Raw genomic sequence first — 22,743 nt, forward strand, 5'->3', positions numbered from 1 at the left:
TTCAGTGCCTCCTTGCGAATAATTTACTTATGTCATCACTTGTGATGATTGCCACAACCTGGTTCATACTGTTGATCACAGGGAGAGCAGACACGCCATGCTGGTCAAGACGCCTGGCAACAACAGCAACCTGCTCATCAGCCTGGGCAGTGATCACTTTACGTGTCATAATATCCTCTACAAGATCAAACTTATTCTGGGAAACTGCTTTTGAAATATCCCAGGCTGTGACTATGCCAGCCAGCGTATTATCCTTGTTGACCACCGGCAGGTGATTGAAAGCCGTCTCCATTATGATCTTTGCTGCTTTGTAGACACTTGCATCTTTATCTATGGTCACGATGGTGTTTGACATGATATCAGACACAAAAGAAAGACCTTCGGTCTCTTTCATCGGACGGGACACTGTGTTTTCAGGCAGCCTCTCAACAGGCATGCTCATAAGGAAGTCGCCCCTGGAGATCCAGTCCTTAAGTTCAGAAGCTATTACCCGGGCCTTCTTGAAGCTCGAGAGTGAAGAGGTTGCAACATCCCTGCCGTCAAGCTCCACATGACCTGAGCGCAATTCCTCATATGTGACCTTGCGCAAAGCCGGGCGGTCGCGGCTGGGAACAGAATAGTCAAGAATATTGGTTGTAATATCAGCATCTCTCACAGCAGTAGCCTGCGCGATCCTTTCGTTAAGCACCGGTATAGGTATGCCCATTCCCACATAAAGGGAGGTACCGTATCCCGTGAAATTAGCAGCCCTTATGTACTCAGGATCCATGTTCTTAAGATCCCCCTGTACCATGAGAGTACCAAACATGCCAGCTGAGGCATGCTGCGTACCCGGTCCGACAACATATCCCTGAGCGCCCCCGAGAAAGATACGCGTACCGGTACCGATGGTCAGATATTCCGGATCATTGGACAGGGGAGACAGGACACCCGCACCTGAATAGGTGACATTGCCAAATCTTGGCAGCAGAGAGCCCATATAAGTATGGATTGTCTGTTTGGAACTATTGGTCGCTGCATTATACCTCTGGTATGCGTTGCGGGGATTGCTCATTAATGCCTGGTTCATGTCCTCAAGAGTAAGAGAAGTATCCAGAACTTTACGTGGATAACAATCGGTTCCATGAGATGTCGCATGCACATCTACGGACTTGCCCCGCAGTAGATCCTCGATGACATGTGCACCACCATAGTCCATACCCATGGATTCGGAAAGCTGCGTGGCGCCCATATATGCATCCACAGCTGCTACGCCCGTGTAAGCCTCAACGTCATTCATCCATACCTTCTGCATCTTTATAGGAGGCTCCGAATGGCCTAAATTGAACCAGACACCTGAAGAACACATTGCACCGAAGGTACCTGTAGTAACCACATCCACTTCCTGTGCCGCGCCTTCCGGACCGAGTTCCGCTACGATACTTACCATTTCTTCGGCTGTGACAACATTCACACTTCCGTCCCTGATCTTAGCGTTTATTTCGTGAATTGTTTTTTTGACCATGCGTTATACCTTCGGGATTCTGAAAATTAATAATTTTGTCTACTATAAATTACTTATGGTAATTTCAACCGGACATTGTCTTCTTTATAGTACTCCAACAGAACAATCTGAAATACTGATGAGATGTATCAGGATAAACTGATGAATGAATAAACCTTAAAAAAACGCGTAAAAATGTAAGAGAATACAAAAAAGAGGCCACCTATAGCATTAATCTATCCTGACTGGCCTCTGTATCCCGAACTCTTTTTTAGCCAGGACTACCTCAAGCACTCCGTTCCTGTAAGCAGCTTTTGCACTGTCAGGGTCCACACCGGTAGGAAGCTCGATCTCCTCAGTATACTTCTGCTCTTTACCGGATGCTTTAAGCTGCATAGAGTTTTCTGTTACATGAAGTTCGATCTCTTCTTTCTCTATACCGGGCAGTTCTGCAGTAACATATACATTATCATCGATCTCACATACATCTATCAATGGTTTTCTTTCATCCACGCGTATCTGCTGCCTTCCGGAACGGTTCTCATCAGGTGAAGGTACATTGCCAAACTCACTTATCTCAGGTTCTTCACCCGGACGCTGCGAGATAGAGAAACCATAGACAAACGGCTGTTTTGAAAGATCATCCACGTCTACACCGAACCTTTCCATCATATGCTCGATGATATCTTCAATATCACTGAAGTCCTCATCATCCAGGATATCTTCAAAAAAACTTCGCTTCTTTCTTTTATCGGACATTGATAAACACCACTTTGATAATCGGAATGGTCTACAATAGACAATACACACTAAATAGGTATGCATTCTTAACTATTTTGCTTTGATCGCCTGCCAATCAAAACAGTAATACCATAATATATAACTGTTTGAGCAAGTTATTAGTATAATGACATTGAGTTCCATGAACTCCACAGCCGGTCAAAAAGCATTATTTCCCCTGTATACCGTCACATTCATCGGGACCCTGGGTTTTGGAATAATCCTGACATTCCTTGTTTTTCTTGTGACAGATTATGGAGGTAATGCACTTGTATATGGCCTGCTTGCCTCCACATATCCTGCATTCCAGCTTATCGGGGCCCCGGTACTCGGAAAGTGGTCCGACATCTACGGAAGGAAGAAGGTTTTACTTCTTAGCCAGTTAGGAACAGTAGCCGCATGGATCATATTCCTTATAGCACTTTTTATCCCGGTAACTCCTTTAATTCAGATCGAATCCAGCCTCCTTGGTTCATTTATGGTAACTCTTCCTTTGGTAGTTATCTTCTTTGCAAGAGCGCTCGATGGCCTCACAGGAGGTAACGTATCTGTTGCTAATGCATATCTGGCAGACCTGACATCCGAAGAGGAGAGAAATAAGAACTACGGACAAATGTCAATAGCATCCAATCTTGGATATGTCATTGGCCCCGCACTTGCAGGCATCCTGGGAACTACGGCGTATGGAGAAACCCTTCCAGTCTTAGCAGCTTTGACAATATCAATTATTGGAGCCCTGATAATAATATTATATCTCCCCAATCCCTCTGCCTGCATTAGCAAAGAACCACCCCCACCAAGAGGTATTGCAAAAGTGATTGGCCAGGAGCACAAGGAATGTTACGCACCCGAAGAAGGAAAAAAGATTGCCCTTAAAGAGGTGTTCAAGATCGAGAATGTTCCCTTCATGATACTGGTCTACTTTTTAATTTTCCTGGGATTCAATATATACTACACAGCATTCCCAATCTTTGCTGCTGTCGCTCTTGAATGGAGCCCGGCGGAACTCGGGATCTATTTTTCCATCATCAGTGCTTTGATGGCTTTTGTCCAGGGACCGGTGCTTGCCAGACTTGCAACAAGGTACACAGAATCAATACTGATCGTTACCGGTGGTTTTATTCTTGGGATGCAGTTCCTTCTCATAATACCCGGTAATATGTTCTTAATATATGTAGCAGCACTTTTCTTTGCATTTGGCAACGGAGTGATGTGGCCCTGCATCCTCTCAGTCCTTTCTAAATTTGCAGGAAAGATCTACCAGGGTTCAGTGCAGGGTTTTGCCATGAGCGCCGGTAGCCTTGCAAGCATACTGGGACTTCTTGCAGGCGGATTGCTATACACGCAGTTAAGGACAACTACGTTTCTTATAGCAGCCCTGATAATATTTTCTGTTGTCATTTTGTCATTCAGGTTGATTGGAATGGATATAAAAGGAGGAAAAGAGGAATAAATACTCCATATCACAACAATATAGTAAGAGCAATAAGATAAGAGCAAGAACAGGAAATAAGGCAGGTACAAATATTAGGAGGCATTTATATGGGAAATCTGAAAGAATTGTTCATGAAAGAGAACGTAGGAGGTCTCGACCTCATATTAAGGGCGCTTTTTGGGTCACTTGCGATATCTGCTCTGGCAGTTGGCATCGCAAAGCATAGTAAATGGAAGTGGGTACTGGCAATTATAGGTTTTACCGGAATATTTTCATCTCTCACACGCCATTGTACCCCCTACGTGTTGCTCGGGATCAATACCGCGAATACCGGAGAAAACAAAGAGATATATCCTGAGAGAAGCAAAAAGGCAATCACTGGAGAAGGAACAGTTGAGGAAATTTTGTGAGGCTACACATATTATCCACTAATAATCCATTGGATAAAGACTTATTTAGGAACAGTATGTCCGTCCTCAGCATATAATGGGAGTGATACGTGAACTTTCGTACCAACCCCTTCTCTGCTCTCCACCCAGATATTTCCTTTATGTACATCTACAATGTTCTTAGCAAGATAGAGTCCCAGACCATTGCCTCCATAGTTACGGGTCATTGAGCCATCTACCTGGTAGAATCTTTCAAAGATTTTAGATATATGGTTCTCTGGTATCCCTATCCCGTTATCAGATACTTCAGCATGCATGATTCCGCTTTCCTCGTAAGCGCAGATTCCGATTCGGCCCCCTTTAGGTGAGAATTTGACTGCATTATCTATAAGGTAGATAAAAAGCTGTTTCAGTAGTTCAGTATTGCCATATATGAAATGCATACGTTTATCATAAGAAGCATTAAGAAGTAGCCCTTTTTCCTCTACTTTAAATGACAGGCTCTTCATAGCGTTATCCATGACATCGACCATGCTTAGGGGAGAAAAGACATGCTGCTTTTTGAACTGGAGGGCATTCATATGCAGGAGCGATTCTATCAACCGGCTCAGGCGCTCGGAGTTGGAGACAATGACTTTTAGTCCTTGTTTTTGTTTCTCGTTCAGATCACCGAGCATGCCCTCATATATTATCTCACTGTAACCCTTAATGGAGATAAGAGGGGTCTTTAGCTCGTGAGTAACATTGGATACGAATTCATCTTTCATTTTTTCAAGCGACTTCAGTTCCTCATAAGCTTTAGTAGTCTTTTCCAGTAGCTGTATGTTCTCGACCGTTATTCCGGCAAGTTTACCCACACTTTCAAGTACGTAGGAATCATCTTCATTGAGCTTCAGCTGCTTTTTCAGGGAAAACATGAAAAAACCGGTCACCTCATTTCTTGCCACCATTGGGATAGCAATAATATTGTCCATGCCCAATTCCGGGAAGATATCAGATTTCACTTCAAGAACATGTGCTTTCTCAGTCTTTCGAGAAAGGCTGTTCATTTCAATTATGCTCACTATGAGAGGATGATCAAGAGGAATACTTGTAAGACCTTTTTTCAGCAGGACAGGCGTTTCAGCATCTACAAACATTACTGCGTTGTCAGAATCCTGCTTTATCAGGTGGATGAATCCATAGTTTGCATTCAGATATGAAAGAAGTTCGTTCAGAACATTCTCTAAAAAATCGTGGACATCATAGGAGCTGGCAGATACAGAGGCGGCAGAATGAAGAATTAGCAGCTCTCGGTCTTTTTTGCTCACCTTCCTCTCAGCATTCTGGCATTGCACTGTTAACTGGGAAAGAGTAACCCCTGAAAGCAGGAATACAATAACTATGAAAGAGTGAAGGTAGAGTTCCCGCCCAGGGAAATACGCAAGCAATCCAGAGATAAATGCATCATTGATAAAAAGGAAGTCTATAAATGGATCCTGGGTCAGAGCCAAGAGGCAGAAAAATAGAATTATACATAGTGTAATACTTGTAAAGAATAGATTGTTTCTCATAGACCACCAATAACTGCCTGTAACCAATCGTTCCTACGATATTACATATAGGCATGAAGCACAAATATATAAAACTTCACACATACAATGCATATAAATCCAGAGTGTATTCAAACAAATTGTAAATGATCATAAAATCAATCCAATAGTAGTTCTGAGTCATTAGTAAAAATTATGCTTAGATGAGAAAAGCAAGTAAACGCTTACTCAATGCTTAAGTTTTTAAGCAGTTATACGTATGTAGGTTGCGCGCCTGGAAGACCAGGCAGATAAAACGTAATTACTATGCAGATGTTGGAGACAATTATAAAATGTATGCTGCAGTTCTATACTATAAACTGCACATATGTACCATAAATATTATAGTATAATCACATTGATCCATGGAGCAAATAACATGAGAATATTAGTCAGCGACCCATTATCTGAACAGGGATTGGCAATACTCAGTCAACAATTTACAGTGGATGTATTAACCAAGCTTTCCGAAGAAGAACTCATAGAGAAGATACGTGACTATGATGCTCTAGTCATCCGTAGTGGGACACAGGTCACAAGGAAAGTGATAGAAGCGGCCGGTAAAATGAAAATAATCGGCAGGGCAGGCGTGGGCGTTGACAATATTGATGTTGAGGCGGCTACAGAAAAGGGGATTATTGTTACTAATGCACCTGAAGGCAATATGTTATCAGCTGCCGAGCATACTATTGCAATGATGATGGGGCTTGCAAGAAATATACCACAGGCTAACGCCTCCCTTAAATCCAAAAAATGGGAGCGCAATAAGTTCATGGGCGTGGAGGTCAATGGCAAGATATTGGGAGTCATCGGCCTTGGACGCATCGGAGCTGAAGTTGCTAAGAGAGCCCAGGGACTTAATATGGACATTCTTGCATACGATCCGTTCATCTCAGAGGATAAGGCAAGCGAACTAGGCGTCAGGCTCAGGTCAGTGCATGAGATTGTAAAGGAAGCAGACTTCATTACAGTACACACACCACTCACAAAGGAAACAAGGAATATCATCGACAAGAGAGAGTTTGAGATGATGAAGAGCAACGTTAGAATAATCAACTGCGCCCGTGGAGGTATAATAAATGAAGAAGCACTCGCCCAAGCCCTTAAGTCTGGCAGGATCGCTGGCGCTGCAGTAGATGTATTCGTGAACGAACCTCCTTTTGACAGCCCTATGCTCGAATGTGAAAATCTGGTAGCAACTCCCCATCTGGGTGCATCCACCGAAGAGGCGCAGATCAATGTCGCGGTATCAGTTGCAGAAGAGGTAGTCTCGGTATTGAATGGAGGTGTTTCCAAGAATGCTATCAATATACCATCTGTCAAGCCCGAGGTCATGTCCGTACTTGCACCGTATATCCAGCTTGCTGAAACGATGAGCAAAGCCTGCGCACAGCTGCTTGGAAAGAACTATGAGAAGATCGAGATCTCGTACCATGGCGAAATTGCAGGAAAAGATACAAGGCCTGTAACCGTTGCTGCTGTGAAGGGTATGCTCCAGGTGGCACTTGGTTCAGCCGTCAACTATGTTAATGCAAACAGCCTCGCAAAGTCCAGAAAGGTAGAGGTTATCGAGAGCAAATCACAGACCTCGGATGAATACGCTTCCATTGTCAAGATAAAAATCACAAAGGGTAATGAGGACCAGTCCATTACAGGTACTGTCGTTGGCAATGCTGCCAAGATAATCGGCATCAATGGCGAGAATGTAGATCTGGCGCCAGCCGGATACATAATTGTGGCAACCCATATCAATAAGCCTAATGTGATAGGACCCTGCTGTATCGTACTGGGGAAAAACAATATCAATATATCAGGAATGCAGGTTGGCAGAGTGCCAATCGGAGAAGTAACTATTATGGCATTGAATGTCGATTCCGAAGTCCCGGAGCCCATTCTTAAAGAGATGAGGTCCGTGGAAGGGATCATTGATGCCAAGCTTATTAAACTCTGAGTTATAAAATGAAACTGGCGGAAGACGATCAGCCAATGATGAGGAAGCGAATATATCACCGGTTCCCCCATAGGGAAGTGGAATTCGAACAAAAGTACCGATATCATTCGGACTTACCTTTTTTTACGAGGGTAATGGCTAACATGGATGGGAAGTTCGGTATGTTCGTCACCGAATCCATCACCCAGAGAGGTCACAGGATACAAGCCAAACGAGAGATACGTGTGGAGATCGTCACTAATGGAGTCGACTTCGGCTCACTGAGTTATGAAAACGTCGATGAGATCGTTGAGAGTATTGAGAAGGAAGGGATCCTGGATTTCAGAGTCCAGTTGCACTACAGTTATCTTGACGGGAAGTACAACCGAGTGGCTTTCAGAGGCGATGTGTACCTTGTGCGCGCCATCCTTGAGAATGAACTTCTTGTGCTTCATATCAACCATATCGACGGCCAGAAAAGAACAGAATGCGGCAGGGTTGCAGACACTATTATTGATGAACTCAGACGTGGGTCATAATGGATGATGAACTGAAACTTGTTGTTGCCACTCCTTTTAAGAAAAAGGCGACAACATCACTTTCAATAAAGGACTTTGAATTTGCGCTTTCCTTTGACCTCAAATGGATGGCTCCCCCATTAGCTTCAAAAGCAAGGGACAAGGCAATAAGTTCCGGGCTTTTAAAGCTTGAAGGAAGCAAGCTAATACCTACCTTTGATGTTGCACACATAGAACTGCCAAACGGGTTCAAGCCCTCAGGTAACCTTTTTGCAGAAAAGTTACTCTTGGAAGAACTAATATCCACGATAGTAGCAAAGACAGACAAGAGTGAAAAGGACGTGGTAGCCCGGATAAATGGCAAGCAGGAGCAACTTGGAAACCTTGTAGATATCGAAATTGTCGGACTGATAGTCGCAAAAGATATGGGATGCGACACAGGAGGCATCTATGAGAAGGTCCATACTAGAATATTCCATCGCACTAGCACATAACATTTATGTACTAGTAATGTTATTGAAAGGACGAATCTATGAAATATAGATTTATCATGTTCTTACTTTATTGGCACCTAATGGATGTTCGAACGCATATTGATGCGTGAGTGAGACATAATCTTGCGGAGGAACATTATGAGCAAGAGTACACGAGCTAAAATCACTAGAAAGACAAACCCAAGGATCCCGCAGCTGATCAATGATCTGAAGCAGGGTTCCCGTGATAACGATGTCATGGTCTGGAGAGACATAGCCAAGAGGCTTGAAGCACCTAAGCAGAACTACGCTGAAGTAAACCTTAGTAAGATCAGCAGGTACGCACAGGACAATGAGACAGTCCTTATACCAGGCAAGGTACTTGGTTCCGGCCTTATAGGCAAAGCAGTCAATGTGGCAGCATTAAGCTTCAGCACTACTGCAAAGGACAAGATCACCGGCCTTGGTGGAAAGTGCATGACCATAGAACAACTCCTTGCAGAGAATCCCAAGGGCTCCAGAGTAAGGATTTTACAGTAGGTGACCAGAATGACAGTTATAGATGCAGAAGGGCTCATTATGGGAAGGCTTGCCAGTGTTGTTGCAAAGATGCTACTCACAGGCGATAAAATAGACATAGTGAATGCTGAGAAGGCAGTCATATCCGGCTCCAAGGCAACCACCTTGCAGGAATATGATGAGTCGATCACCAGAGGTTCAAGAGAATTCGGCCCTCATTTCCCGAAGAGACCTGACAGGATACTTAAGAGGACGATCAGGGGAATGATCCCCCATAAGCGCATGAGAGGACGAGATGCAATGGGACGCCTGAAGGTGTATGTCGGAGTTCCTATAGAGTTAAGAAGCGCAGAGATCACAAAGGTTGCAGAAGCAGACATGAACCGCCTTAGCTCTAACAAATACCTGACTCTTGGAGATGTCAGTACTAAACTGGGTTCAAAGTTCTGAGGAGATTAAAATGACTACTACTAATAAGGTTGTAACTTCATCCGGGAAGAAGAAGACAGCAGTCGCCCGTGCAACTGTGAAGAAGGGAACCGGCAGGGTGCGAATCAACAAAAAGCCACTCGAGATATACGACCCCGAATTCATAAAGCTAAAAATAGATGAAGCAGTCCTTCTTGCAGGAGATGCTGTAACCAGCATTGACATTGACGTCACTGTAAACGGAGGAGGCATCATGGGTCAGGCAAGCGCTGTCAGGACAGCCATTGCAAGAGGCATTGTAGACTGGACCAATGATACCGAGCTTCGTGATGCATATATGGCATACGACCGTAACCTCCTGGTCAACGATTCCAGACAGAAGGAAACCAAGAAGTTCGGCGGACCTGGTGCACGTTCCAGATATCAGAAATCCTACAGGTAAGCGAAATGATTCCAGTTCGTTGTTTCACCTGCGGAAAAGTTGTCTCAAGCTGCTGGGAAGAATTCAATAGGCGCGTTAACGAAGGCGAAGAGCCTGCCAAGGTACTTGATGACCTTGGCGTTACTCGCTATTGTTGCCGCAGAATGATCCTTTCCCATGTGGAACTTGTAGATGTATTGGCACCATATCAGTAAAGGGACCGTAGGGTAGCTTGGTCCATCCTTCGGCGTTCGGGACATGGTGTTCCATGCGGATTACGCCGGAACCTGAGTTCAAATCTCAGCGGTCCCATACACCCTTCCGGTTAATACCGGAAGAATGCTGGTATAGGCAGACGACCACTTTCGGAGGGATTCCGAATACACCAAATTCAAGGTAATGCATAAAACCATAGTACAGGCTATTCATTAAAATGTGCTGCTTTATACCAATAGAAGCAACTATGGTCAAGCTATTTTATTGTTATCTTAATATAGGGAATTTTACGTTAGGTGATCTATTGAACACAGAACATTACACAAGATATGAAAAAGCAAGGATCATTGGAGCAAGGTCACTGCAGATATCAATGGGAGCGCCAGTGCTCATAGATGACCCAAGTACAAATTCATTATATCTTGCTAAAAGGGAATTCGAACTGGGAGCTACTCCCATCACTGTCAAAAGAAAGAAGTAGATTATAATAATCAAGGTGATTGAATGGATACAACTGAAGATATTAAGTTCACTGAGACTGAAACAGCAGAAACGACTGAAAACAGCGAGGAGCAGAAATCAACGTCACTGGTCCCCATAGATGAATATCTGGCAGCAGGAGTACACATAGGTACCCAGCAAAAGACAGAGAACATGATGAAATTCGTGTACCGTGTCAGGACTGACGGACTTTATGTGCTTGACATCCAGGCAACAGACGAAAGGATAAGGATGGCTGCTAAATTCCTGTCCGAATACGATCCGGCAAGAATACTTGTAGTATCCGCCAGGCAATACGGTCAATTCCCTGCAAAAATGTTCGCAAAAGCCATCGGTGCAAGATCAATGGTAGGAAGGTTCATCCCGGGAACACTCACAAACCCAACAGTAGAACATTTCTTTGAGCCCGATGTGATCATTGTCACAGACCCTACAGGAGACGCACAGGTAATTAGGGAAGCGGTTGACATCAGCATACCAGTAGTTGCACTCTGCGACACCAACAACATGACATCTGACGTTGATCTTGTAATCCCTACTAACAACAAGGGAAGAAAAGCGTTATCACTCGTATACTGGCTTCTGGCAAGAGAGATATCAAAGGCTAACAATTCAGTTTTCAACTACGAGCTTGAGAGCTTTGAGGCAGGCGTCTGAGGCCCTTATCTGTACGAGCATACTACAAATACCAAAAACCCGTACTAATATAGGGTGATTAGTAGTATGAGACAGACAACTGTTGCGGGCCAGTTCTATCCAAGGAGTCCAAAAGACCTGAAGAAGGAACTGAGCCGATGTTTTAAAGACACAGACATCAAGCCAAGGAACATAACAGGCGCGGTGGTGCCTCATGCCGGATACATTTACTCCGGAGAGGTTGCAGCCCACGCATATGCCCTGCTTCCCGAAGCGGACACCTACGTGTTCTTTGGCCCGAACCATACAGGCTACGGGTCTGCTGTAGCCTTATCCCAGGACACATGGATCACACCTCTTGGCGAGGTCGAAGCCGACAGAGAGATTGGAAAGCTCCTTGCCGGAAGTATAGTGGACTATGACGAGGTAGCCCATCGATTCGAACACTCCATCGAAGTGCAGATACCTTTTCTTCAGCATAGGTTTACGGAAGGTTTTAAGATACTTCCTATCTGCATGGGACTTCAGGACGAAGAAACTGCAGTAGAAGTCGGGCTGGAAGTTGCACGTGCAGTCAAGGCATCTGGAAAAAGAGTTGTATTTATAGCATCCAGCGACTTCACACATTACCAGCCTGCAGAGAAAGCATCCGATAATGATCACTATCTTATTGATCCCGTTATCACGATGGATATTCCTGAATTCTACAGGAGAAGAGAGGAAAGAAATATCACTGCCTGTGGATTTGGCCCGATAGCAGCTACGATAGCTGCGTCAAGAGAACATGGAGCCGGAAAGGCAAGCCTTCTGAAGTATGCAACCAGCGGGGACGTAACTGGCGACCGGTCGCAGGTTGTGGGATATGCAGCCATAGTCTTTGAATGAAATATACAGATATATAATCAGTTAACAATCAGGAGTCACAAATGATAACATGTTCTGCACCTGGAAAAATCTACCTTTTTGGGGAGCATGCGGTTGTCTACGGGCACAGCGCCATCTGCTGCGCGATAGATATTCGCACCCGGGTACAGGCAGAGATATGTGACTCCATAATTATTGAATCCGTGCTTGGCAGGACAGGTATTGATCATGATATCCACCCTTATGTTTCAAGAGTAATAGAAAAGATGCAGGACTACACACGTATAAGGGGTGTCAAGATCAAGGTGGATTCAAGACTTCCTGTTGGTTCCGGCCTTGGATCATCAGCTGCTGTTACGGTTGCAGCGATCCAGGCATTGAGCCATCTGTTTGGGTGCAACCTTCAACTTGAAGAGATAGCAACTATCGGGCACGAAATAGAAAAAGAGGTACAGGGTAACGCCAGTCCTACGGACACATATGTCAGTACCATGGGAGGCATTGCCATGATACCCCAACGCAGAAAACTGCAGGCCCTCGACTGCACGATCGTCGTCGGCAACACTGGCCGATTCTCATCGACCAGGGAGCTTGTGGCAAGTGTCGCAAGGCTGAAAAGGGAATTCCCGAATGTGATAGATCCCATACTTGCAGACATAGGGACCATGTCTCAGATCGCTGAAGAGTACGTCAGCAAGAAAGACTATGCAACCATTGGCAAGCTCATGAATGTGAACCACGGCCTGCTAGATGCTATTGGTGTGGGGAGTGCTGAACTCTCGGCACTGGTATATGCTGCACGGAACAATGGAGCTTTTGCAGCCAAGATAACAGGAGCTGGTGGCGGAGGATGCATGGTCGCACTTGCTGACGAGCCAAACGCACAGTTAATAGCAAAAGCCATCCGTGACCTGGGTGCTGAATCCATAATAACAAAGAACACGCATGAGGGTGTCCGGCGGGAGCCATAGAAATGACAACAAGTCACCAAAGTCTTACTGTACTCAAGATAGGCGGAAGTGTAATCACAGACAAAAGCACGAATGAAGGCACTGCCCGGGTAAAAGACATCAGGCGTATTGCCAGTGAAGTCGCCCTTTCGGATTCACGGCTTGTGATCGTTCACGGTGCAGGTTCATTCGGCCACCCTCAGGCAAAGCGCTATGGCCTTACGGGTAAATTTGACCCACTTGGCTCTATCATAACTCACGCATCAGTCAAAGAGCTGAACAGGATAGTTGTTGAGATCCTCAATGATGCTGGTGTGAAAGCTGTGGGAGTCCATCCTATGAATTGCATTATTTGCAATAACGGCAGGATTAAGGACATGTTCCTTGAACAGATACACTTAATGCTGGACAATGGTTTTGTACCAGTATTACATGGTGATGTTGTAATGGATACGGCACTTGGGACATGCGTCCTCTCAGGCGACCGGATAGTACCATACATTGCATCAGAACTGGGTGCAGAACGCATAGGCATAGGAAGTGCTGAGAACGGAGTTCTTGACGGGAACGGCGACACGATCAAGGTTATCAGTGCTACCAACTTTGAACATATCAAACAGTTCATCGGCGGTTCTGCAAATACTGACGTGACCGGAGGCATGCTGGGAAAGGTACTTGAGCTTCTAGAACTTAGTGATACATCAGATATAACTTCATATATATTCAACGCAGGTTATGCAGGGAACACTGCAGGCTTCCTCCGTGGAGAGAATATAGGAACTGCGATCTCCAAAGCAGAACATCCAGGAGCATGATTATGAGCACCTCCCAGAGAAAGATAGAACACCTCCAGTTATGTGCGGCAAGCCCGGTGGAATCAAGAAAGATTAAAGCCGGATTTGAAGATATCATGCTTGTGCACCGGGCACTCCCGGAAATGGGAATGGATGACATTGACCTTTCCGCAGAGTTTCTTGGAAGGAAGATGAATGCGCCGTTCATGATAGCTTCTATTACAGGGGGTCATCCCGATACGACACCCATCAATGCAGCTCTTGCAAGGGCGGCAGAAGAGCTTGGCATTGGAATAGGAGTAGGTAGCCAGAGGGCCGCCATTGAGGATCCTTCACAAGAAGCTTCTTTCAGAATTGTCAGAGACGAGGCACCGGATGCTTTTGTATATGGCAATATCGGTGCTGCCCAGATCAAGCAGTATGGCGTTGAAGGCGTGGAAAAACTAATAGAGATGATAGACGCCGATGCTATGGCAATACATCTTAATTTCCTTCAGGAAGCTATACAACCGGAAGGGGACAGGAACGCATCCGGTGCGCTTGAAAGCATCAAGGAGATATGCTCTCTCAAGACACCCATAATTGTTAAAGAGACTGGTGCCGGCATCTCACATGAAGACGCCCTGCTTCTAAAGAAAGCAGGAGTCTCAGCCATAGATGTAGGAGGCGTCGGTGGGACTACATGGTCAGGTGTAGAAGTATACCGTGCCAGGGCAAGAGAGGATACACGCTCTGAACTGATTGGAGAATTATTCTGGGATTTTGGAATACCCACCATACCTAGCATAGTAGAATGCAGTGTATCCCTACCTGTTATTGCAACCGGCGGTATAAGGTCAGGGCTGGACATCGCTAAATCGATTGCCATGGGCGCCTGTGTGGCAAGCGCTGCGTTACCGTTCGTAGCACCGGCAATGAAAGGGGAAGAAGAAGTCATTGAAAGCATCTCACTTATGATCGATGAGCTTAAGGTGGCTATGTTCCTTTGCGGTTGCAAGGATGTAAAAAAGCTGCACTCTGCACCAGCGATAGTGACCGGGTGGACCAGAGAATATATAGAATTACGGGGTTTTGACGCAAAAGAACTCGCACTCAGATCTGAGAGCAGTGATCTCCAGATCATTTAACTGTCATTTAGTATAGCATGATACATAGATGCAAAATTGGATTTATAGAAATAACAGAGGATAATATATGACTGAAATAGGTATAATAGCAGTTGGCGGATACAACGAAATGGGCCGCAATATGACTGCGATCAGAGTAAACGAAGATATAATAATCATCGACATGGGTATTCGCCTGGATAGGGTCCAGATCCATGAAGATGTGGACACCGACAGGATGCACTCACTTGAACTGATAGAAATGGGAGCAATCCCGGATGACACAATTATGAATGAGGTCAACGGTAACGTGCGTGCCATCGTCTGTACACACGGCCACCTGGACCACATTGGTGCTATCCCCAAGCTTGCTCATCGCTACGCAGCACCAATAATAGCAACCCCTTACACTACTGCTTTGATAAAGCATCAGATAGACTCTGAGAGGAAATTCGGTGTCAAGAACAATATTGTTGCATTGAAAGCAGGCGAGACACTGGAGATAACAAAAGACATCACTATCGAATTCATCAATGCCCAACATAGTATAATCGATACAGTGTTCGTGGCCATACACACACCAAGCGGCGCTGTTGTATATGCATGTGACTTCAAGTTCGACAGGACACCCACTCTTGGAGAGATCCCAGACTTCGATAGGCTGAAAGAACTTGGGAAAGAAGGAGTTATTGCACTCATCACCGAGAGTACTAATGCGGGAAGGAATGGAAAGACACCTTCGGAACTTATCGCACACATGATGCTCAGGGATGTCCTGCTCGGTACGGAGGAATCTGCTGTCGGTATGATAGTCACCACTTTTGCATCCCATATAGCTCGTATGAATTCTATCGTGCAGTTCGCGAAAGAGATGGGAAGGATACCAGTGCTCCTGGGAAGGTCCATGGAGAGGTATGTTGGTACTGCGTATCAGCTGGGATACATAGATCTCCCGGAAAACGTGGAGATATATGGCACACGCCGCGACATCGACAATGCGCTGAAAAAGATAATGGAAGGTGGCAAGGACAAGTACCTGCCCGTCATGACCGGACATCAGGGTGAGCCCGGGGCTGTACTTGGCAGGATAGCAAATGGTGAAACTCCGTTTAAGATAGAAACCGGAGACAGGATCATATTCTCAGCAAATGTGATACCAAACCCAATGACCCAGGCAAACCGCTATGCACTTGAGACAAAGCTCAAGATGAAAGGAGCAAGGATATATGATAATGTACATGTATCGGGACACGCATACAGGGAAGACCACTGGGAACTACTCAGAATGCTGAAACCGGAACATGTCATTCCAGCGCATGGGACGATACAGATGCACAGCGAGTACATCCAGATGGCAGAAGATGCAGGTTACTCACTTGGCGATACTCTGCACCTGTTGAGGAATGGCGAAGAACTCTATATCGAAGAAGATTAAGAGTTAAAAGTTAAGGAAAAACAGCGTGATAAACTATGGATCTGATAGGAGAGATTAAAAAAAGGTCTGTCCGCGTCGATAAGGGCATTGAGGACTATCTCCCGGTGTCCAGGCCGACAGAATTGTATAAGGCCGCCCGCTACCTGCCAGATGCCGGTGGGAAAAGGCTCAGGCCCGCCATTGTGATCTTGACAGCTGAGGCCGTGGGATGTGAACCTGAAAAGGTTCTTCCTGCTGCTGTTGCCGTAGAGCTCGTACATAATTTCACACTTGTCCATGATGACATCATGGACAGGGATGATATCCGCAGGGGAATGCCAGCCGTCCATGTAAAGTGGGGAGAGGCAGGCGCCATCCTGGCAGGCGATACGTTATACTCAAAAGCTTTTGAGATAATGACACGTGCCGAAGGCTGTCCCGAGAACCTCCTGAAGTGTGTTGATATACTGTCCAAGACTTGCAGGGATATCTGCGAAGGTCAATGGATGGATGTCGAATTCGAAGACCGCACGGATGTCACCGAGGAAGAATACCTCGACATGATAGAGAAAAAGACAGGAGTGCTCTATGCTGCCGCATGCAAGATCGGTGCCATACTTGGCGGCGCATCTGATGAGACAGCAGACACCCTTTACGAATTCGGTCGGCTCATTGGCATTGCTTTCCAGATATATGATGATGTCATAGATATGATCACTCCTGAAGAAGTGCTCGGCAAGGTAAGAGGAAGCGACCTCATGGAAGGGAAAAAGACGCTCATTGCTATTCATGCACTGAACAATGGCGTTGAACTGGACATATTTGGCAAAGGAGAAGCCAGTATACAAGAGATAAATGATGCTGTCCGCCTGCTGGAAGATTCCGGCTCGATAAATTATGCCAGGGACCTTGCAGTGTCATATATCACAAAAGGTAAAGGGCTTCTTGATATCCTTGAGGACAGTGAGTCAAAAGATATACTTCTTGCAATTGCAGATTATATGATTCAGAGATCACATTAATTTTTTTGAATAAGAGCTTTGCTCTTCTGTTTTTATATAGATATCACCCATACTCATATCTGGGTACTCTTGTTATAGGGTTTCATTGATTTTTGAAACAAGCCTGTTTTTGATTTTTGCTCATGATATCTGGATATCCATATCCAGAGATATCAGCAAGTCTGACAGAATAATAAAGTATGTGTATCAAAAAAGTGATACGGGACCAGGCCCGTATATTACTGTAGAGATTTGCCTTCGTCCTCAAGGACTGCCTGTGCGGCAGCAAGTCTGGCGATAGGCACACGGAATGGTGAGCAGCTCACGTAATCAAGCCCGGCCCTGTAGCCGAACTTTACGGAGCTTGGTTCTCCCCCATGTTCACCACATATACCGATCTTGAGATCAGGTCTTGTAGAGCGGCCTTTTTCAATACCGATCTTTACAAGTTCACCAACACCTTCCTGATCAAGCACTGCAAAGGGATCGTTTCCAAGGATACTATCGGCAACATAGCAGGGAAGGAACTTGCCCGCATCATCCCTGCTGAAACCAAAGGTTGTCTGAGTCAGGTCATTGGTACCGAAGGAAAAGAACTCAGCCTCGCGGGCGATCTGGTCTGCCGTCAGGGCCGCTCTTGGAAGCTCTATCATTGTACCTATCAGGTAATCCATCTTCACCTTTTTCTCAGCCAGCACAGATTCAATAACATTGATAACATGCTTTTTCACTGCTTTGAGCTCGTTCACATGACATATGAGAGGGATCATGATCTCAGGCACGACATCAATGCCTTCGGCCTTAAGCTGACAGGCAGCCTCGACAATCGCCTGCACCTGCATGTCATAGATCTCCGGATAAGTTATGCCAAGGCGACATCCCCTGTGGCCGAGCATCGGATTGATCTCTGTCAGAGACTCAACGCGCTCCATTATGATCTTTAGACCTATAAGCTCATCTGCATTACTTGCGAGCATCTCGGCTTCAAGGAGACGGAATTTTTCTGCCAGTTCTTCTTGCTTTGGCAGAAACTCATGAAGTGGAGGGTCAAGCAGGCGTATTGTCACAGGATATCCTTGCATGGCACGGAAGATACCGATGAAGTCTTCCCTCTGCATCGGCAGTAGCTTGTTAAGGGCTTCCTTCCTTGAGTACTCGTCCTCTGCCAGTATCATTTCCCTGACAACAGGTATCCTGTCGTCTCCAAAGAACATGTGCTCTGTCCTGCAAAGACCAATCCCCTCTGCACCGAAGTCCCTTGCTACGGCCGCATCGTGAGGAGTGTCGGCATTTGTCCTGACGTTCATTTTTCTTACTTCATCAGCCCAGAAAAGCAGGGTTTTGAGTTCTTCACTGACACCTGGTGTGATGAGCGAGACCTTTCCGAGGATGACACACCCGGTTGCACCATCGATTGAGATGTATTCACCTTCCTTTATATGAAGGTCGTTAACTGTGAATACTTTTTCATGGATATCAATGCTGATAGCTCCGCAACCTGCGACACAGGGCTTGCCCATTCCCCTGGCAACCACAGCGGCATGAGATGTCATTCCCCCCCTTACTGTAAGTATGCCCTGAGCAGCATCCATGCCCCCTATGTCTTCAGGTGATGTCTCTGCTCTGACGAGAATCACTTTCTTGTTAAGTGCAGCCATCTCCTCGGCATGCTCGGCTGTGAAGACAACCTTCCCCACAGCTGCACCTGGAGAGGCAGGCAGACCTGTGGCAATAACCTCGTACTTTGCACTTGAGTCTATCGTCGGGTGCAGTAACTGGTCTATCTGCTCCGGCCTGACCCTCATAAGTGCTGTCTTCTTATCTATCAGGCCCTCAGTGACCATATCAACAGCAATATTAAGAGCAGCTGCTGCAGTACGTTTACCATTGCGGGTCTGCAACATGTAGAGCTTGCCTTCCTCAATAGTGAACTCGATGTCCTGCATATCCTTGAAATGGTTCTCAAGCTTCTGGCAGATGTCTACAAGCTGTGAATAAGCTCCGGGCATCTTCTGTGCAAGGGTGGTAATAGTCAGAGGAGTCCTGATACCCGCTACTACATCCTCACCCTGTGCATTCATAAGATACTCGCCAAAGAACTCCTTTTTACCTGTCCCGGGGTCCCTTGTGAAAGCGACACCGGTACCGGAGGTTTCACCCATATTACCATAGACCATTGTCTGCACGTTGACGGCAGTACCCCAGTCCATTGGAATATTGTTGAGTTTCCTGTACCTGATAGCACGTTGGTTGTTCCATGAATTGAAAACAGCCTCAATGGACATCTGGAGCTGTTTACGTGGATCCTGAGGGAATTCAGAGCCGGTTTTCTTCTTTATGATCTCCTTGAACGTTTTAGCCAGCTGTTTTAAGGCACCTGCATTGAGCTGTGTATCCTGCCTGACACCAAGCTCGTTTTTCTTTGCCTCTATAGCAGATTCAAAATATTCGTGCTTGATATCCAGTACCACATCTCCGAACATCATCAAAAACCTGCGATAACTGTCATAGGCAAATCTTTCATTACCGGTCTTTTTTGCCAGGCCTTCAACAGAAACGTCGTTCAGACCCAGATTCAGGACAGTATCCATCATGCCGGGCATCGAAACACGCGCACCCGACCTGACTGAAAGCAGCAGAGGGTCCTTCAGATCCCCGAATTTCTTGCCATTCACCTTTTCGAGTTTCTCGATCGCAGCGTCTATCTGATCAAGGATCCCATCAGGATATGACCCGTTTTCAAGATAGAGCACACAAACTTCAGTTGTGATGGTGAACCCGGGTGGGACCGGTATTCCCAGATTAGCCATTTCCGCGAGGTTGGCACCTTTGCCACCAAGCAGGTCTTTCATACTATTTTTACCTTCAGTTTCTTCTTTCCCGAAAAAGTATACGAATTTTCTATCTGCCACCGGATTTCCTCCACGCCTAAAATAGATGATGGATAGTTAATTATAAAGTCATTATAGAGATGTTATGAATCACAATAAAGTCGTGCCAAAATAGTCCTGTTATAACTTTAAGGTTGTGGTCTGCGAAGAGATAGCACGGTCACTACTTAGCGTTAGGTATAAAAACACATGCAATTTATTCCCAGAATCAACGATATCTTTTTGTATGGAAAAATGACGGTATTAATACCTCTGCATAAACTATATATAACATAAGCGCGAGATTAGCTACAAATAAAAAAAGTAGAACCTGCACAAAATATGAAACGACTTGGTAAAGTATTGCATCTTTCGAAACAGGATGATCTGATCATCAGAGGGGAGACGAAGAAGTTTTCCGGATCTATGAAGGAAATGCCTAGAATACATTCTTTTGTTCTTGATAAGTCGATTAAGAGAATAGGGAAGGTTACCGGTGTTTTCGGACCTGTTGACTGGCCCTATTACATTGTGAAACCGAACAAGGGAATTGCTGGTTCTGAACTTCAAAAAATGATAAATGAACGAGTATACGTTCAGTGAATACATGAGCCTTTTAGATTGTTGTTGTGAGCTGTGGTTGACTGAGAGAGACTGAAGGAATATATTTTCTGTTTATAGAGATAAGGTGATTGAAAATGGTCGAAGTTGAAAGGGTACGGTATTCCGATACTTCCGAAAGGGAGAAGATACGTGCAATGATCAAGGCACGCAAGGAAAAAGAGAAAGACATGGACGTTGAGAAAGCCAAGGTCCAGTGTCCTGAGTGCGGTAGCCGAAGCCTTGTACAGGACTATGAGAGAGCAGAACTTGTCTGTTCGGACTGCGGACTTGTGGTAGACGCTGAATTCGTAGATGAAGGCCCCGAATGGCGTGCATTTGACCACGACCAGAGAATGAAACGTTCCCGTGTAGGTGCGCCGATGACCTACACTATACATGACAAAGGTCTCTCCACGATGATTGACTGGAGAAACCGCGATTCATACGGGAAATCTATTTCCTCCAAGAACAGGGCGCAACTGTACAGGCTGAGAAAATGGCAACGTAGGATACGCGTTAGTAACGCTACCGAAAGGAACCTGGCTTTTGCACTGTCAGAACTTGACCGTATGGCATCAGCCCTCGGTCTGCCAAGGACAGTGCGTGAGACCGCGGCAGTGGTCTACAGGAAAGCCGTTGACAAGAACCTCATCCGCGGAAGGAGCATTGAAGGTGTTGCCGCAGCAGCATTGTATGCAGCATGCCGCCAGTGCAGTGTCCCAAGGACGCTTGACGAGATAGGTGAAGTATCAAGGGTAAGCAGGAAAGAGATAGGCAGGACATACCGCTTCATCTCAAGGGAACTGTCCCTCAAGCTCATGCCTACATCACCAATAGATTATGTCCCAAGGTTCTGTTCAGGACTTAACCTGAAAGGTGAAGTGCAGTCCAGAGGTGTTGAGATCCTGAGACAGGCTTCCGAGAAAGAGCTTACCAGCGGCCGTGGCCCGACAGGTGTAGCTGCAGCAGCCATCTACATCGCATCCATCCTGTGCGGTGAGCGCAGGACACAGCGCGAGGTCGCTGATGTTGCAGGTGTGACCGAGGTCACTATCCGTAACAGGTACAAGGAACTCGCAGAAGAGCTCGATATCGAGATCATTCTCTGAGTACGCAATAGATATAGAAACATAATCAAACAAAGGAAGAATCTTCAGCTACTTCCTTTGTAAATATCCTTTTTGGCAAATCTGTTTTAACACTTGAACTGGTAGTGAGTGTAAACTATGATCGGACTACTGGAAATGCTGACCATGGGATTCGCTGTGGGGATGACAGGTGCACTTGTGCCCGGACCAATGCTTTTTGCCACAATAGACACCTCCCTGAAAAGGGGATGGCAGGCAGGTCCGGAAATATTCATCGGCCACGCAGCCTTAGAATTCATAGTTTGCATGCTGATAATATACGGCATCACAGCAGTAAGTGACAACACTGTTATGGCAATATCCATCATAGGAGGAGTCACGCTGGTTATCTTCGGCATCCTCACGATCAGGAATGCAAATGGTGCGGCAGGCTCAATGCATGAGCACAGGACCAATTGTTCGAACCCAGTATTGGCAGGAATACTAGCTTCTGCCTCGAATCCATATTTCTGGCTGTGGTGGCTTGCCGCAGGAAGCGCCCTTGTGCTGAAAGGGCTTGAGATTAGTATGCTTGCAGCAGCACTGTTCGTTATAGGACACTGGATTGCAGACCTTAGTTATTTCACAGTTGTTTCCACATCATTCAGCCGGGGAAAGAAGCTTATGTCCCCAAAACTTTATGAAAGGGTATTGATGTCATGTGGTCTGTTCCTTGTCCTGTTCGGGTCATGGTTTATCGTAGGTACATGAAT

General features: G+C 45.7%; 24 protein-coding genes and 1 tRNA gene. 21 read left to right on the plus strand and 4 right to left on the minus strand.

Annotation, left to right across the window (positions count from 1 at the left end):
* Position 1: 1 nt before the first annotated feature.
* Both QZZ22_RS12105 and hsp20 read right to left on the minus strand, forming a co-directional pair.
* Entirely contained in the window at positions 2-1,504 is a 1,503-nt protein-coding gene (locus tag QZZ22_RS12105; RefSeq protein ID WP_292465231.1) for a homocysteine biosynthesis protein, read from the minus strand.
* Positions 1,505-1,714: 210 nt separating this feature from the next.
* Positions 1,715-2,242 (minus strand): archaeal heat shock protein Hsp20, encoded by a 528-nt coding sequence (gene hsp20, locus QZZ22_RS12110; protein WP_292465233.1) that lies wholly within the window; start codon positions 2,240-2,242, stop codon positions 1,715-1,717.
* Positions 2,243-2,390: 148 nt separating this feature from the next.
* Here hsp20 and QZZ22_RS12115 point away from each other — a divergent pair, with 148 nt between their 5' ends.
* Together QZZ22_RS12115 and QZZ22_RS12120 are read left to right on the plus strand one after the other, a co-directional pair.
* The gene (locus tag QZZ22_RS12115) at positions 2,391-3,716 is read left to right on the plus strand and encodes an MFS transporter (RefSeq protein ID WP_292465235.1); all 1,326 of its coding nucleotides are present in this window, start codon (positions 2,391-2,393) and stop codon (positions 3,714-3,716) included.
* 89 nt (positions 3,717-3,805) lie between these two features.
* On the plus strand, positions 3,806-4,108 hold the full coding sequence (locus QZZ22_RS12120; protein WP_292465236.1) for a DUF2892 domain-containing protein: 303 nt from the start codon (positions 3,806-3,808) through the stop codon (positions 4,106-4,108).
* A 41-nt stretch (positions 4,109-4,149) separates the two neighbouring features.
* Here the strand turns inward: QZZ22_RS12120 and QZZ22_RS12125 are convergent, their stop codons facing one another.
* Entirely contained in the window at positions 4,150-5,580 is a 1,431-nt protein-coding gene (locus tag QZZ22_RS12125) for a GAF domain-containing sensor histidine kinase (RefSeq protein WP_292465238.1), read from the minus strand.
* 457 nt (positions 5,581-6,037) lie between these two features.
* Between QZZ22_RS12125 and serA the strand changes: the two genes are divergently transcribed.
* From serA to QZZ22_RS12205, 16 genes are all read left to right on the plus strand, one after another.
* The gene (gene serA, locus QZZ22_RS12130) at positions 6,038-7,609 is read left to right on the plus strand and encodes a phosphoglycerate dehydrogenase (RefSeq protein WP_292465241.1); all 1,572 of its coding nucleotides are present in this window, start codon (positions 6,038-6,040) and stop codon (positions 7,607-7,609) included.
* 8 nt (positions 7,610-7,617) lie between these two features.
* On the plus strand, positions 7,618-8,127 hold the full coding sequence (locus QZZ22_RS12135) for a hypothetical protein (RefSeq protein ID WP_292465244.1): 510 nt from the start codon (positions 7,618-7,620) through the stop codon (positions 8,125-8,127).
* Positions 8,127-8,600 carry a DUF2240 family protein gene (locus tag QZZ22_RS12140; protein WP_292465245.1) on the plus strand — a complete coding sequence of 158 codons (474 nt, stop codon included), beginning with the start codon at positions 8,127-8,129 and terminating at the stop codon, positions 8,598-8,600. Before QZZ22_RS12135 ends, QZZ22_RS12140 begins: the two co-directional genes overlap by 1 nt.
* Positions 8,601-8,738: 138 nt before the next feature.
* The gene (locus tag QZZ22_RS12145; RefSeq protein ID WP_292465246.1) at positions 8,739-9,119 is read left to right on the plus strand and encodes a 50S ribosomal protein L18e; all 381 of its coding nucleotides are present in this window, start codon (positions 8,739-8,741) and stop codon (positions 9,117-9,119) included.
* A 9-nt stretch (positions 9,120-9,128) separates the two neighbouring features.
* Entirely contained in the window at positions 9,129-9,548 is a 420-nt protein-coding gene (locus QZZ22_RS12150) for a 50S ribosomal protein L13 (RefSeq protein WP_292465247.1), read from the plus strand.
* Positions 9,549-9,558: 10 nt separating this feature from the next.
* Positions 9,559-9,969 carry a 30S ribosomal protein S9 gene (locus tag QZZ22_RS12155; protein ID WP_292465250.1) on the plus strand — a complete coding sequence of 137 codons (411 nt, stop codon included), beginning with the start codon at positions 9,559-9,561 and terminating at the stop codon, positions 9,967-9,969.
* 5 nt (positions 9,970-9,974) lie between these two features.
* Positions 9,975-10,163 (plus strand): DNA-directed RNA polymerase subunit N, encoded by a 189-nt coding sequence (locus QZZ22_RS12160; protein WP_292465253.1) that lies wholly within the window; start codon positions 9,975-9,977, stop codon positions 10,161-10,163.
* Between the two features lies 1 nt (position 10,164).
* Positions 10,165-10,260: transfer RNA gene (locus tag QZZ22_RS12165), tRNA-Pro, on the plus strand.
* Positions 10,261-10,468: 208 nt separating this feature from the next.
* On the plus strand, positions 10,469-10,645 hold the full coding sequence (locus tag QZZ22_RS12170; protein WP_015052812.1) for a DNA-directed RNA polymerase subunit K: 177 nt from the start codon (positions 10,469-10,471) through the stop codon (positions 10,643-10,645).
* 23 nt (positions 10,646-10,668) lie between these two features.
* Positions 10,669-11,322, plus strand: a complete 654-nt coding sequence (gene rpsB / locus QZZ22_RS12175; protein WP_292465257.1) for a 30S ribosomal protein S2 — start codon at positions 10,669-10,671, stop codon at positions 11,320-11,322.
* Between the two features lie 66 nt (positions 11,323-11,388).
* Positions 11,389-12,186, plus strand: a complete 798-nt coding sequence (locus tag QZZ22_RS12180; protein WP_292465260.1) for an MEMO1 family protein — start codon at positions 11,389-11,391, stop codon at positions 12,184-12,186.
* 41 nt (positions 12,187-12,227) lie between these two features.
* On the plus strand, positions 12,228-13,136 hold the full coding sequence (locus QZZ22_RS12185; protein ID WP_292465262.1) for a mevalonate kinase: 909 nt from the start codon (positions 12,228-12,230) through the stop codon (positions 13,134-13,136).
* A gap of 2 nt (positions 13,137-13,138) precedes the next feature.
* Positions 13,139-13,930, plus strand: coding sequence for an isopentenyl phosphate kinase (locus tag QZZ22_RS12190; protein ID WP_292465265.1), 792 nt, complete (start codon positions 13,139-13,141; stop codon positions 13,928-13,930).
* Positions 13,927-15,036: a type 2 isopentenyl-diphosphate Delta-isomerase gene (gene fni, locus QZZ22_RS12195; RefSeq protein ID WP_292465267.1), complete on the plus strand. Its 1,110-nt coding sequence runs from the start codon at positions 13,927-13,929 to the stop codon at positions 15,034-15,036. The genes QZZ22_RS12190 and fni overlap by 4 nt, the downstream gene beginning before the upstream one ends.
* 67 nt (positions 15,037-15,103) lie before the next feature.
* Complete coding sequence (locus QZZ22_RS12200) at positions 15,104-16,450, plus strand: RNase J family beta-CASP ribonuclease (RefSeq protein WP_292465269.1); 1,347 nt, start codon at positions 15,104-15,106, stop codon at positions 16,448-16,450.
* Between the two features lie 35 nt (positions 16,451-16,485).
* The gene (locus QZZ22_RS12205) at positions 16,486-17,451 is read left to right on the plus strand and encodes a polyprenyl synthetase family protein (RefSeq protein WP_292465272.1); all 966 of its coding nucleotides are present in this window, start codon (positions 16,486-16,488) and stop codon (positions 17,449-17,451) included.
* A gap of 218 nt (positions 17,452-17,669) precedes the next feature.
* On the opposite strand, the gene ppdK is transcribed toward QZZ22_RS12205, so the two are convergent.
* Entirely contained in the window at positions 17,670-20,342 is a 2,673-nt protein-coding gene (ppdK, locus tag QZZ22_RS12210; protein ID WP_292465274.1) for a pyruvate, phosphate dikinase, read from the minus strand.
* Positions 20,343-20,642: 300 nt separating this feature from the next.
* Here ppdK and QZZ22_RS12215 point away from each other — a divergent pair, with 300 nt between their 5' ends.
* The 3 genes from QZZ22_RS12215 (at position 20,643) to QZZ22_RS12225 (ending at position 22,741) form a co-directional block, all read left to right on the plus strand.
* Positions 20,643-20,903 carry a Gar1/Naf1 family protein gene (locus QZZ22_RS12215; protein WP_292465276.1) on the plus strand — a complete coding sequence of 87 codons (261 nt, stop codon included), beginning with the start codon at positions 20,643-20,645 and terminating at the stop codon, positions 20,901-20,903.
* 95 nt (positions 20,904-20,998) lie between these two features.
* Entirely contained in the window at positions 20,999-22,012 is a 1,014-nt protein-coding gene (locus QZZ22_RS12220) for a transcription initiation factor IIB (protein ID WP_015052822.1), read from the plus strand.
* A gap of 117 nt (positions 22,013-22,129) precedes the next feature.
* Positions 22,130-22,741, plus strand: coding sequence for a LysE family transporter (locus QZZ22_RS12225; RefSeq protein WP_292465278.1), 612 nt, complete (start codon positions 22,130-22,132; stop codon positions 22,739-22,741).
* Positions 22,742-22,743: the final 2 nt, after the last annotated feature.

It is taken from the genome of Methanolobus sp. (genome assembly GCF_016278365.1).
Taxonomy (GTDB): domain Archaea; phylum Halobacteriota; class Methanosarcinia; order Methanosarcinales; family Methanosarcinaceae; genus Methanolobus.